The following is a 12,258-nucleotide window of genomic DNA, read 5'->3' as shown; positions in this document are numbered from 1 at the left end:
GAATCGACAACCACGTGGAAATTCTCACCGAGTACGGCCCCCAGCTGATCCAGGCTTTCATCAGCACGATCCAGCTCACGATACTGTCCGCCGTCGGCGCTCTACTTCTGGGGACCGTGCTTGCAGCCATGCGCGTCTGCCCCGTCTGGGCACTGCGGACACTTGCAACGGGGTACATCAACATCGTCAGGAACACGCCGCTGACACTGGTCGTCCTCTTTGCCTCATTCGGTCTCGCCCAGCAACTCGGAATCACGCTGGCGGACCCCAACTCGCCCACGTCCATCACGGACAGTTCGTTCAGGCTCGCGGTCCTTTCCTTCAGCCTGTACACAGCCACCTTCGTCTGTGAGGCTCTGCGGGCAGGGGTAAATACCATCCCCGCCGGGCAGTCGGAGGCCGGTCGTTCGCTCGGGCTGAGCTTCATACAGGGGCTGGCCTTCATCATCCTCCCCCAGGCCTTCCGGTCCGTTGTCGGCCCCCTTGGCAGCATCCTGATCGCCCTGACCAAGAACACCACGGTGGCGTCCGTCATTGGTGTGGCCGAGGCGTCGCTCCTCATGAAGGAAGTCATCGAAAACACATCAGCCTTGATCGTGGTTGGCCTCATATTCGCCCTGGGGTTTATGGTCCTCACCCTTCCGACCGGGGCCCTGTTCGGGTTCCTGAGCAAGAAACTGGAGATAAACCGATGAGCACTGGTCACGCGCTGAAGAACCTCTATGATGAGCCCGGACCTCGGGCCAGGACACTCAATCTGCTCGTCAGCGCCCTGTGCCTGCTCGGAATTGCTGCAGGCCTCTTTTGGATCCTCTCGACACTCAGTGACAAGGGCCAATTGGCGGCCGAAAAGTGGCAACCCTTCCTCACGGCGGACATGTGGCACACCTACCTGCTGCCCGGCATTATGGGCACCGTCCAAGCCGCTGCCCTGGCTGTGGTTTTGGCTATTATTCTGGGGATCCTGTTGGGCATCGGACGCCTGTCAACGATCAGGACCGTTCGCTTCGGATGCGGTGCAATCGTGGAGTTCTTCAGGGCCATCCCACTGCTGATCCTGATGATATTTTGCTTCCAGCTCTTCGCAAACTACTCGCTGTTCCCGTCAACCGAACTCGCGATAGCCGCCGTCGTGACTGGCCTGACGCTCAGCAACGGTTCCGTCATCGCGGAGATCGTGCGTGCCGGCATCCGTTCCCTGCCCCGGGGCCAGGAAGAAGCATCCGCGGCCCTGGGACTGAGCGGCGGCCAGACAATGCGGATCGTGCTCTTGCCCCAGGCCATCACGGCCATGCTCCCACCGATCGTGGCCCAACTTGTTGTGGCGCTCAAGGACACCGCACTGGGCTACCAGATCACCTACGTGGAAGCCGTAAGGCAAGGCATACAAGCCGGATCGGCTTACGCGAATTACATTCCGGCGTTGCTCGTCATCGCCGCGGTTATGATCGCCATCAACCTTGCCCTCTCACAATTGGCAACAACGGTCGAAAATCGTCTCCGTAACGGCCGGAAGTCGCCCCGCACACCTGCACCGGCCGAAGCACTCGCCACGACGGCGTAGCCACCATCTACAAGAAGGAAACCATGACACGCCTAATTGTGGTTGGAGTCGATAGCAGCCCCAGCGCACTTAAAGCCGCACGTTCCGCTTGCACTATGGCGGCTGTGCTCGGCAGTAAACTCCATGTGGTGACCGCCTTCGACGGCGACCGGCTCCAGGAGTTCGGTTCCGGCAGCGACCGTTTGATGGTCTCCAACGCAGATGAAGCCGAGCAGGTGGCAAAAGCCGTGGTCGCGTGTTTGGGCAATACAGGAGTGGACACTGTGCCGTTCGCAGTGCGCGGGACACCCGCACAAGCTTTGATACGGCACGCGGAGGTGCACCACGCACAAACGATCGTGGTCGGTAACAAGCGGATGCAGGGTCTAGGACGTGTCCTTGGAAGCGTGGCCAACAGCGTAGCCCACGGAGCCCCTTGTGACGTTTTTATTGTGAAGACAAACGGGACCTAATTCAGCCATGTGCAACCAGGCCCCACATTGATCCCATTTTTGACTCCAGATCGGCGAGCTGTTCCGCTGGTTTTGTCCGGTTTCGGCGCGGTGGGCCAGTCGTTCATCGAAGCGACCAAGGCTCGGCAGCAAGGAGACGTCCACGTGGCGGCAATTCGAGGTCGCACATCGGAAATCCTCCTCGGACCGCAGTCCAACGTGCCAGACCGCACTTCGTGGGATCCGCTCTCGTCGGTAGACGTGACCCTTAAGCGCACAGGAGCGGCCATCCTTGTCCAGGCTATTCCGTCCTCCAAGGAGGCGCACCAGCGTGCCGTGGAGGAAGCCACCACTGCCCTCCGACGCGGTGTACATGTCGTCACCGCAACGAAGAGCCACCTCCTCACTCATTGGCGCGAGTTGGAAGAGGCAGCACAGACTGGGGGCAGCCGGATCCGCATCTCTGGCGCGACAGGAGCGGCATTGCCGACGGCTGACCTTGCCCGTGTCGGCCTACAGGGCTTCGACTGCCAGGCTCTGCGAGCCTGCCCGAATGGCACATCAACATTCGTCCTGGATCAGCTATCCAACGGAGGAAAGTTCCAAGACTCCGTCCTGGAAGCCCAACGGCGCGGAATCGCCGAGGCAGACACGAGGGCGGACCTCACTGGGTCCGATTCCGCGACCAAGCTGCGACTTGTTGCCGGCCTCCTATGGGGCTGGGATGTCGCGCAAATCAAGGTCGAGACTGAGTCGATCGACGAAGGAACCTCGGCGCAAGCCTTCCTCGCCGCTCAACGGGGCCTCCGTCTGCGTGCCGTCGCGTCCGCGTCACTCCATCAGCCAATGATGGTCAATGTGCGACTCGAACGCGTGCCACCGAGCGACCCGTTGTTTCACCTCACCGGACCGGAAAAGGCAATGGTCTTCCACTGCCCAGAAGCCGGGGACATTACAGTGCAAGGCGGGCGCTCAAGCCCTATTGGAGCAGCAATGGCGATGCTGAAAGACGTTCTCAACCTTACCGAGAGCGATCCTACAGGCTACAACTAAACCTCAAAAGGCGGTTGCCGCCCCTCGTCGGGGCATCGGGACAACTGCCGGGTGGCGTGAGCGCCGATCCAGGCAGATGGTCCGAACATATCCCACGAGGATGTCCCTCTTGAAGGTCTCGGGGAGCCATTTGAGGAGATTGGGGCGCAGCAAGAACGGCGATCATCGCCATGCACCAAGCCTTTGCGCGGCTGTCTTCCCCGTTGTGCAGGGGACCACCTACGGGTCCTTGCCCGTTTCCTCCGGCCCAGTCGTGCGCGGATATCCGTCGAGGAGAAATCCGCCGTGGCTGTCGCTCTTATTGAGGCGATCGCGGGCCTGCTGCTGGTAACACGGCTCTTCGCTGGCGAAACCGCTTCTGACCTGAATTAATGCGTTGACGAAACGCCTGTTGCCGCGAGGGCGCAAGCCCTGGCGGCAACAGTGCTCGCGGACACTGCGCATTCGATTCGCGTATACGGTCTTGCCGGGTTTTATATGCTGCAGGCGGTGAGCGAACGGTGGAATGGCTAGGGTGACGGGCAGACTCTGATCCTCGTGATTGTATGTGCCTCCACGGCGTCATGTGAGTACAGGAGCGGAAAATATCCGTCCTTGAGCCACAAGTCGTATAGGTCTGAGTAGTGAGGACTGCGAGGGTCGCCGTCCTGACCGGGGGTGTTGATCGCGACAGAACGGTCCCACTCTCCAACGTCTACGATCACCCGAAACGAGGCTCCTGTCGCCTGTACTCCTGTTGCAGGGGTCGGGGCGGCCAGACCGACTGTCTCCGAGTTGCCTGACTTTGGTCGCGGCCCCAGCGAGAGCCAGTCCTCTTCCCGGGCACCCAGAATCGGGAACAGCGGATGACGAATGAGCGACTGGTTAGAGTTGCCCCATTCCCAGTTGAGCTGATTCTGACCCAACTCAGACTGCAGGTTGACGACGGCCGCCGCAAGCGTCTCTTCCATGACGGCGTGCAAGCGCGCAGGGTTGTGCGCCAACTGACGGAACAGCCTCATGTCCACCGTCAGATCTCCGATAACTTCCTCCGAAGGGGAAATGCCAGCCAATGCAGGGGCGCCTCTGTGGTCTTCGACCGCTCCTTCCAGCGCGTCGGCCAGCAAGTAGTTCCTGAGGGGTCCTCGAACCCAGCGCTCAAAGAGTGTAGCGGCACCCGATTCCGCCGTGTAACGGGCGTCCCAGGCCCTGAGCATCCGCCGGCCGATTTCGGCCATTTGCGACTCAAAGGGCTGCTCCGGCAGGAGACTGCAAATCTCCCGCGCAGGGAGGCTAGCATAGTCGTTCTGCAGACTCATCGAGGCGGCGACATCCATGCTGGAGTTGCTGTCCAGGACTTCGGAAATTCGCTCCATTCGGTACGACGCGTACCATTCGTATGAGACCTCCACGGGATTCCAGTCTTTGGAATCTGGCAGATTCATCTCGTTGGCAGAGGCAACCCAACCCCGTTCCGGGTCGATGATGTTGGGCAGGGCGCTTGCATCCTGGAACCCGGCCCACTCATAGCGGCCATCGCCAGGCACAGGAAGGAGTCCGTTCCAGTTCGGCCTTACGGGCACGAGCGCGCGTGGGGACCATCCGATTGAACCATCCACGTCCGCATAGACGTGGTTGACGCCGGGGGCTCCCCAGCGGTTCAGCGCGCTCCGTACGTCGTCAGCGCTCTGATATTTGAGGTTCTGCAGGCTCGTCAAGTATGGCGCCATCCCCGGCTCCAACCATGCCGCCCGGACTGCGAAGGCAGCCATGCGGTCCGCGTCGGTGTGGATGATGGGTCCGTGGCGTGTGAATTCGAGTTCTACATCGACCGGCTCCGAATCCCTGACGGCAATCGTCTCAACTACTCGCTCGGTACGAACCCATGAGTTGTCGTAGCGATACAAGGACGGATCATCTGGGTGGAGTTCATAGACATATAGGTCCTCTTGATCGGCGTTCCAGATCGTCAGACCGAAAGCGACCGCACCGTTGTGCCCGATAGACACTCCGGGCAGCTGCGGCTCTCCAGCGCCAATGACATCGAACTCGGGGCATTTGAGATGAACAATTTGCCGAAGTGAAGGAGCTGTCATCGCACGATGGGGATCGTTGGCCAGCAGCGGGCGCCCAGTCGCGGTCCGGTTTCCGGACACCACCCAGTTGTTGCTGCCCTCCGGGGCAAGCGGCTTGTACTCCCCTGCCCCGATTTGTCCGGTCGCTAGCCGGTATACCGCAAGGATGTCTTCACTGATGAGCGAAAGATCGAGACCTTCTGGAACGGATACGCCGACAGGTGGAGACAAGTGCCGGCGGAGTTCTTCCGCTTCCAATCCGAAGTCGCGGATAGTGATGGCACGCTTAACTTCTTGTTCGAGGTTTGCGTAGAGACCGTGACTGCGAATCCGGGTAATGTCGCTGGGTTCCCAGTGATCAGGCTGATAACCCAAGAGCTCAAATTCGGGCGACAGCCTCGATGGGTCGACTTTCGTCAGATCGATCCAGGCGTTGATGCCGGCAGTGAAGGACTCAACGATTTGACGGGTATCATTTCCGTACGCGAGCCATTCTGCACGCATGTCACCGCGGTAAAGGAATAGTCGCGCGGCGCGGTCTCTTTCGATGTAGTCCGGTCCCAGCACTTCGGCTATTTTCCCAAGCCCTTTGCGCCGCCACCAGTCCAGTTGAAACATTCGGTTCCGGGCCGTGATGAATCCCTGCCCGAAGAAAACGTCGTCCGAGCATCCTGCTTCGATGTGGGGGACGCCCCATTCGTCGACGGCGACCGATATCTGCCCCCGAGTACCCTGAATGAAAAAGGTTTCCTCGTTCACTTACTGCTCTCTGTTCCTAGTACTGTCTGCTGACATCCATCATTGGAATGCAGCTTGGCTGACGCGTGGATACGCCCCATCATGGGAAGCCCACCGTCCTCTTTAATGGACCTTCAGTCCGCCCAGGTATCTCGCACGTTTTCGAGTGAAGTCAGCCAGACGCCGTCGTGGTTGACGATGTGTTGGATGAATTTTTCAAAGGCGACTATGTGGTGGGCCCTGCCGATCGTTCCTGGGTGGACGGTGAGGCAGAATACCCCTCCCGGTTCATTTTCATAGGCATAATCGAATTGGGTCGTCCAGTCTTTGACGAGTTGGTCAATAGTGAATGGACCGTGGTTGATGCCAGGTATGAACTCAAGATGAGGGAAGTCATCCAAGTACCACGACACGGGCATCTCGATAAGGTTCACCGGATTGCGGAAGGTATTCCCGTTCTCAAGGTCTATTTCAACGCGATGTGGAACGTAGGCCTGAAAGTCCCGACCCATGAGCGATGAGTCGTAATCGAACCCCCACGACTCAAGAATGTCAAACGTCGCATCACTAAAGTCCCATGCCGGTGACCTAAAGCCCCTGGGGCGTTTGCCTACGTACTTCTCATGCTGACCGATTGCGATTTCCATGAGCCGACGCTCCTCGTCGGGATCGAGACTCGGAATGTTCTCGTGATAGCAACCGTGGGCTGCAATCTCGTGGCCTGCCTCAAGAATGCTTTCGAACCTGGCTGGAAAGGTGGCCATGGTATGGGTGGGGGTGAAGAAGGTGGCCTGGATGTCATATTTGTCGAACACGGCGAGCAGTCGCGGAACTCCAACTTCAGCGTCGAATTCACCACGAGACAGATACGATGGCGTGTTCCTGCCGAAGGCGCCATGCCACGCGGAATGGGCGTCGAAGTCGGGTCCGATGTTGACGGCTAGCCGTTTCCCCTCGGGGAGGTTGAGTGGCATGGGGTTTTCCTTGGTTTGTCGATGGAACTACGGGTGTGCTGGTGAGTCAGGACAGGGTGAGCCCGCCGTCAACGACGATCTCGGCTCCTGTTATGAAGCTTGCTGATTCGGAGGCGAGGAATGCCGAGGCAGCCGCTACCTCGATGGGTTGACCGATCCGCCGGAGAGGTGATTCCGCGACATACGCGGCGTTCGTTGCGGCTGAATTCAAGGAGGCCATTCGCGTCTCGATTAGTCCCGGAATCACGGAGTTGACCCGGATTCCACGGGGCCCGAGTTCTTTGGCGCAGGCCTTAGTAAGGCCCCGCAAGCCCCACTTTGAAGCGGTGTAAGCCACGATGCCCTCGAACCCGCCAATTCCCGCAACGGAGGAGACGTTGACAACGGAGCCAGTGCCGGCAGCAGTCATCGCCGGCAGCAAAGCTTGAATCCCGAGTAGCGGACCGTGGAGGTTTACGCCGATATGCGACATGAAGTCCTCAGAGGAGACTTCTTCGACCCTGGCGGGTCTGTAAAGGGCAGCGTTATTGATCAGAATGGTTGGCGCCTCCTGGAAAGTCGAAGTCGCTGTCGCTACGCACTCAGCCCAGGCGCCGGCGTCGGAGACATCAAGGGTGAGGTACGTGGCTCCGTCACCGAGGTTCGCGGCAGCCTGTTGCCCCTCTTCGGTATCGATATCCGTCAACACCACACGCGCGCCCAACGACAGCATGTGCTCGGCGGTGACCAACCCCTGTCCGCGTGCAGCGCCGGTGATCAGTGCAACTCTTCCTCGAAAATCGAGGTTAACGTTTGTGTTGATGGTTGAGCTCACCTGGATGTCGTCCTTCTCTAGATATTTCCGTCGATTTTGGGTGTGGTGGAGGAGCACCTGTCGTGCGCCAGCGCGGGTCGCAGCCGCAGGTGGTACGTGTGGAGGTGGCCTCAGGGTGAGGAAAAGAGCCCTTGCCCGCCGCCCATGAACAGGTCTGCTCCCACCATGAAGGAAGACTCGTCAGACGCCAGGAACAGCACGCCGTAAGCGATCTCGCGTGGGTCGCCTATCCGTTTCAGGACAGGATTGGAATCCTTGTACTCCTGCTCACGAGCGGCGGGGTCGGCGGACTGTGCAATAACTGAACGCATCATCGCCGAATCGATGGTGCCGGGAGACACACAATTGACGCGGATGGCGGGCCCGTAATCGACGGCCATCTGCTTGGTCAGCATCAGCACTCCCCCTTTGGCCGCGTGGTAGGCCGGTAATGTCCGGGAGGCGAAGCTGCCGAAAACGGAGCAAGTGTTGATGATGACGCCGCGACCTGCCTCCAGCATGTAGGGCAGCACGGCTTTTGAACCTAGGAAGACGCTGGTCAGATTTGTGGCAATGACTTTTTCCCACATGTCTTCCGGGAACCGGTGGACAGGTTCGTACACCCCGGCAATGCCCGCGTTGTTGTGGAGGATATCGATGCAGCCGAATTGTTCAACTGTTGCGGCAGCCATCGCCTGGGTGCCTTCCCGGGTTGAGACATCCGCTTGCATGCCAAACGCACGACCGCCTGCGGTGACAATCTCTTCTGCAACGCTGGCGGCCTGAGTGCCGTTAATATCTATGCAGGCAACGGCAGCACCCTCCTCGGCGAGCAACATCGCCGTAGCTCGGCCAATTCCGTTTGCCGCACCCGTGACGAGTGCGGCTTTCCCAGCCACACGGCCCGATCCGACGCTCATGGATTTCCCCAAGCGACAATGGTGGTTGTCGGATTCATGCACACCACTTTCATGTTCATCCTCTTTACTAATGTGAGGGCTACGGGCCTGGACCGGGGCCGGGAGGTGCCAAAGGCCGTGTTCCCGGGCCCGGACCGCCGCGTTTTTGCATCGAGGGGCCTCGGCCCCTCGGTGTTCTCGATGGGTCAGTCGGACTTTCTGGCCCAGGCGTCAAGGCTCACCGCGAGTGCGATGATGGCGCCCATAACCATCTGCTGGTAAACCGGGTCCACTCCCAACAGGTTGAATCCGTTACCGATGAAGGCGAGCATGAGGACACCCAGCACTGTGCGCCAGATGGCACCGTATCCGCCTTTGATGGAGGTGCCCCCAAGCACTACTGCGGCAATAGAGGTGAGTGCGAAGGACGCGCCGGCGTCGGCTTGTCCCGTGCCGATCCGACTGGCGACCATTACGCCTGCTATGCCCGCACAAAGACCGGAAATAGCGTAGGTGGTCGCCGAGATCTGTCCGGTCTTGATTCCGGAGAGTCGCGCTGCCTCGCTGTTGCCACCTGTGGCGAAGATATACCGGCCGAAGTTGCTCCTCGACAAGGCGATGCTGGCCAGGACGATGGCAAGGAGGAACAGCCAGATTGTCCACTTGACGCCCATAAGCGTGTCCCTGCCGAGGACCCTGAATGCCTGGTCCTCCACAGTGATGAGCGTGCCGCCGGTGAGCGCCAGGGCAAGGCCGCCGAACGCCAGAGAGGTCGCCAGAGTGGCAATGAGCGGGTTGATCCGCCCGAAGGTCACCAGGCCGCCGTTGATTAGGCCCAATACTGCGCCGGCGAGAGCCCCAGAGACCCACCCGAGTAGGACAGACCCGGTGGCGTTCGTGGTTTGGGCCGCTATCACTCCACCGACTGCGAAGATCGCTGCGACAGAGAGGTCGAACCCTCCGGCGATGATCACGAGCGTCTGTCCGAGGGCAATAATGCCTACTGGCGCCCATTGGTCAAAAATGTTCAGAGCGTTTCGCGGTGTGAGGAACACGTCGCTGGATACGGACAGCAGAACGGTAAGGACCAAGAAGCTTACGATGATGCCGTACTCGCTCAGGCTTCCGCGGCTGAATCTAAGATTCGCCAGGCGAGGTTTTGTGCCCATTGGGCTCAATTTTTCGATTTTCTCACTCATGATTTTCTTCCTGTACCCAAGATCATCGGCATCACGACCTCTTCGGTCGCATCGTCGGCGTCGATCTGCTCTACGATTTCGCCTCGTCGCATGACGAGTGTGCGGTGTGCAAGCCCCAGCACTTCCTCAAGCTCTGAAGAGATCAGCAGAATCGCAATCCCTTCAGCCGCGTACCTGATCAGTAACTCGTAGATGGCGCGCTTGGCGCCGACGTCGACGCCGCGGGTCGGTTCGTCGACTATGAGCAACTCAGGCCGCTTAACCAGCCATTTCCCCAGCGCAACCTTCTGTTGGTTTCCACCTGACAGCGTCGAGACCGGAACGGTATGCCGCCCTGCCGTGGCACCTACGTCGCGCAGGGTTCGTTCGGCAACGTCGCTGGCTCTCGAAGGCTGAATGATGCCCCATCGCGAAACTGTCGGCCGATGGGCCATGAGTACGTTGTCGCGGACTGTCGCCCCCACGACCAGGCCTTGGTCCTTCCGGCTTTCCGGCAGCATCGCTATTCCGGCCCGAACGGCTGCCCGGGGCGAACGAAACCGTACTTCCTGGCCATGGAGGAACATCTTCCCGCCTGTGGGACGGTCGGCCCCAAAGATTAGGCGAGCGAGTTCGGAGCGTCCCGAACCGACAAGACCGGCGATGCCGACGATTTCGCCGGCATGGATTTGGAAACTGGCACCGGTGACCGCAGGACCTCGCTGGAGATTGTCGACGGCCAAGACCACAGGTGCATCCGGCTTCGGCCGCTGACGCTCAGGAAAAGCTACGGAGGCAGCACGCCCCAGCATTGCCTGAACGAGAGTATCGGGCGTCTCATCCATGGCCATAGTGGTCCGGACAAGGCGTCCGTCCTTGAGGATGGTCGTCCGATCTGCGATATCAAGCACCTCATGGAGGAAGTGCGAGACGTAGATGATTGTTGTTCCCTGGCGACGGAGCTGATCAATTATTTGGAGCAACTGGCCGGCTTCGTCACGGGTCAGTGCAGCTGTTGGCTCATCCATCACGATGACTTTCGAGCCCCGGGCCAGTGCCCTGAGGATTTCGACCTTCTGTTGTGCAGCAACACGGAGCGAGCCGACGCGTGCCCGCGGATCCACGCTCAGTCCGGAACGTTCACTCAGTTCTTCGTATCTTTCACGAAGATCCTTGCGCGATGCGAAGCCGGCAGTTCCGCCTTCGACTCCAAGAAAGACATTCTCCAAAACGGTGCGTTCCGGAACCAGGGCCAGTTCCTGGGCAATGAGAGTGATTCCATCGTGAAGCGCGTCCCTCGGTGCGCTGTATCTGACTTCCCGTCCATCAACCAGCAGCGCACCGCCATCTGGCGAGTGAACGCCCGCCATCAGCTTGCCGAGCGTCGACTTGCCAGCCCCGTTCTCGCCGACGAGGGCGTGTACGTGTCCCCGCTGCACGGAAACATCGACGCTGTCCAAGGCGAGAACGCCACCGAAGCGTTTGGAGATCCCCCGCGCGATGATCACATCGTCGCGCGGGGTCGTGCTGCGGTCCAGCGAAATCTGTTCTGACGTCGGATGGTTCATTAGCCCGACCACTGTGGCTTGAAATCGGGGTGCTGCTTAATAAAGTCCTTCGTCAGGAGTCCCTCGGTGTAGCCGGCTACCGCGGCCGGGTCAGCGAAGTCGGGTGAGACTTTCTCCCCCTTAAGGGCCTTTGCCACGGCTTCTGCGGTGAGTACTCCCTCGTCTTTCGGGAGCCCGATCGCTGATGCATACCATTTGCCGGACATGACACCCTTGTACGCGATCTCGCTGGCTCCCTGACCGATGACGACGAAGTGAGCGCCAGCAGCGGTGCCGGCCTGGGCTGATCCGTCGGCCATCTGATCGCCGTTGGAGGCGACGACGTCAATATCAGGGTGTGACTGCAATACGTCCTGCATCACCTGGCGGGCCGGATCAGCCAAGTACTCGCTCTGAACCCGAGTGACCACTTGGACGTTCTTGTGCCCGGCGATCGCCTTTTCGAAGCTTTCGAACTTGATCTTCTCGAACGCGACCTTTGGATCGCCGCTCATGTAGACCACTTTGCAGGGATTCTTGCTGGCGCAGGCTTCTGTGGTCGCTGTTCCGATAAGTTCTCCGTAGCGGGTCGACGAGCCGACGGCGCTCATGACCTGTCCATCCAGCTGTGCCTTGTTGGTGCTGATGTCGGGGCCGAGGGGGAAGCCGTTGCTGGCCACCTTGATGCCCTGGCTGATTGCGTCTTCCAGGACTGGGACCAGCGCGGTGTTGTTGACGGCACCGACAATGAAGGCGTTGAACTTTCCTGATGCCAGAGCATCCTGAATCTGTGCCTGTTGTGTGGCTGGGTCAAATTTGCCGTCGAACGCCGTTACCGTGCCGCCGTACTTCTTAGCAACTTCTTCGATGCCGTCGAGGGACGCGGACATGTAGCTGTTCGATCGCGAGCCCATGAAATAGGCGATCTTGGGCGTCGTGTCGGAGGCGCTGTTTGAGGAGCCCGACGGGCTGCCACAGGCAGACAGTGCACTGACCACACTGAGGGCCACAGCGCCAATCGCTACGT

The 12,258-nt window shown here is 59.8% G+C and carries 11 protein-coding genes; 4 read left to right on the top strand and 7 right to left on the bottom strand.

Annotation, left to right across the window (positions count from 1 at the left end; all coding sequences use genetic code 11):
- Nucleotides 1–14: 14 nt before the first annotated feature.
- From ABRP34_RS22775 to ABRP34_RS22760, 4 genes are read left to right on the top strand one after another with little or no spacing between them, the layout of a single operon-like run.
- Nucleotides 15–695 (top strand): amino acid ABC transporter permease, encoded by a 681-nt coding sequence (locus ABRP34_RS22775; RefSeq protein ID WP_353713613.1) that lies wholly within the window; start codon nucleotides 15–17, stop codon nucleotides 693–695.
- Nucleotides 692–1,564 carry an amino acid ABC transporter permease gene (locus ABRP34_RS22770; protein WP_353713612.1) on the top strand — a complete coding sequence of 291 codons (873 nt, stop codon included), beginning with the start codon at nucleotides 692–694 and terminating at the stop codon, nucleotides 1,562–1,564. The genes ABRP34_RS22775 and ABRP34_RS22770 overlap by 4 nt, the downstream gene beginning before the upstream one ends.
- Nucleotides 1,565–1,587: 23 nt before the next feature.
- Nucleotides 1,588–2,016 carry a universal stress protein gene (locus ABRP34_RS22765; protein WP_353713611.1) on the top strand — a complete coding sequence of 143 codons (429 nt, stop codon included), beginning with the start codon at nucleotides 1,588–1,590 and terminating at the stop codon, nucleotides 2,014–2,016.
- A gap of 9 nt (nucleotides 2,017–2,025) precedes the next feature.
- Nucleotides 2,026–3,048 carry a hypothetical protein gene (locus tag ABRP34_RS22760; protein WP_353713610.1) on the top strand — a complete coding sequence of 341 codons (1,023 nt, stop codon included), beginning with the start codon at nucleotides 2,026–2,028 and terminating at the stop codon, nucleotides 3,046–3,048.
- Between the two features lie 509 nt (nucleotides 3,049–3,557).
- Here the strand turns inward: ABRP34_RS22760 and ABRP34_RS22755 are convergent.
- The 7 genes from ABRP34_RS22755 to ABRP34_RS22725 form a co-directional block, all read right to left on the bottom strand.
- On the bottom strand, nucleotides 3,558–5,861 hold the full coding sequence (locus tag ABRP34_RS22755) for a penicillin acylase family protein (protein WP_353713609.1): 2,304 nt from the start codon (nucleotides 5,859–5,861) through the stop codon (nucleotides 3,558–3,560).
- A 113-nt stretch (nucleotides 5,862–5,974) separates the two neighbouring features.
- Entirely contained in the window at nucleotides 5,975–6,814 is an 840-nt protein-coding gene (locus ABRP34_RS22750) for a polysaccharide deacetylase (protein ID WP_353713608.1), read from the bottom strand.
- Nucleotides 6,815–6,860: 46 nt separating this feature from the next.
- Nucleotides 6,861–7,628 (bottom strand): SDR family NAD(P)-dependent oxidoreductase, encoded by a 768-nt coding sequence (locus ABRP34_RS22745; protein WP_353713607.1) that lies wholly within the window; start codon nucleotides 7,626–7,628, stop codon nucleotides 6,861–6,863.
- A gap of 110 nt (nucleotides 7,629–7,738) precedes the next feature.
- Nucleotides 7,739–8,527 (bottom strand): SDR family NAD(P)-dependent oxidoreductase, encoded by a 789-nt coding sequence (locus tag ABRP34_RS22740; protein WP_353713606.1) that lies wholly within the window; start codon nucleotides 8,525–8,527, stop codon nucleotides 7,739–7,741.
- A 185-nt stretch (nucleotides 8,528–8,712) separates the two neighbouring features.
- Nucleotides 8,713–9,705 (bottom strand): ABC transporter permease, encoded by a 993-nt coding sequence (locus ABRP34_RS22735; RefSeq protein WP_353713605.1) that lies wholly within the window; start codon nucleotides 9,703–9,705, stop codon nucleotides 8,713–8,715.
- Nucleotides 9,702–11,252, bottom strand: coding sequence for a sugar ABC transporter ATP-binding protein (locus tag ABRP34_RS22730; RefSeq protein WP_353713604.1), 1,551 nt, complete (start codon nucleotides 11,250–11,252; stop codon nucleotides 9,702–9,704). Before ABRP34_RS22730 ends, ABRP34_RS22735 begins: the two co-directional genes overlap by 4 nt.
- Nucleotides 11,252–12,241 (bottom strand): sugar ABC transporter substrate-binding protein, encoded by a 990-nt coding sequence (locus ABRP34_RS22725; RefSeq protein ID WP_353713603.1) that lies wholly within the window; start codon nucleotides 12,239–12,241, stop codon nucleotides 11,252–11,254. Before ABRP34_RS22725 ends, ABRP34_RS22730 begins: the two co-directional genes overlap by 1 nt.
- Nucleotides 12,242–12,258: the final 17 nt, after the last annotated feature.

It is taken from the genome of Arthrobacter sp. K5 (genome assembly GCF_040448525.1).
Lineage (GTDB): Bacteria > Actinomycetota > Actinomycetes > Actinomycetales > Micrococcaceae > Arthrobacter > Arthrobacter globiformis.
This window is presented reverse-complemented; position numbering and strand designations above follow the sequence as displayed.

What these genes read in the sequence shown, in the direction of transcription:
- ABRP34_RS22770 (WP_353713612.1), top strand. Translation starts at nt 692, where the DNA reads ATGAGCACTGGTCACGCGCTGAAGAACCTCTATGATGAGCCCGGACCT.
- ABRP34_RS22765 (WP_353713611.1), top strand. Translation starts at nt 1,588, where the DNA reads ATGACACGCCTAATTGTGGTTGGAGTCGATAGCAGCCCCAGCGCACTT.
- ABRP34_RS22750 (WP_353713608.1), bottom strand. Translation starts at nt 6,814, where the DNA reads ATGCCACTCAACCTCCCCGAGGGGAAACGGCTAGCCGTCAACATCGGA.
- ABRP34_RS22740 (WP_353713606.1), bottom strand. Translation starts at nt 8,527, where the DNA reads ATGAGCGTCGGATCGGGCCGTGTGGCTGGGAAAGCCGCACTCGTCACG.
- ABRP34_RS22735 (WP_353713605.1), bottom strand. Translation starts at nt 9,705, where the DNA reads ATGAGTGAGAAAATCGAAAAATTGAGCCCAATGGGCACAAAACCTCGC.
- ABRP34_RS22730 (WP_353713604.1), bottom strand. Translation starts at nt 11,252, where the DNA reads ATGAACCATCCGACGTCAGAACAGATTTCGCTGGACCGCAGCACGACC.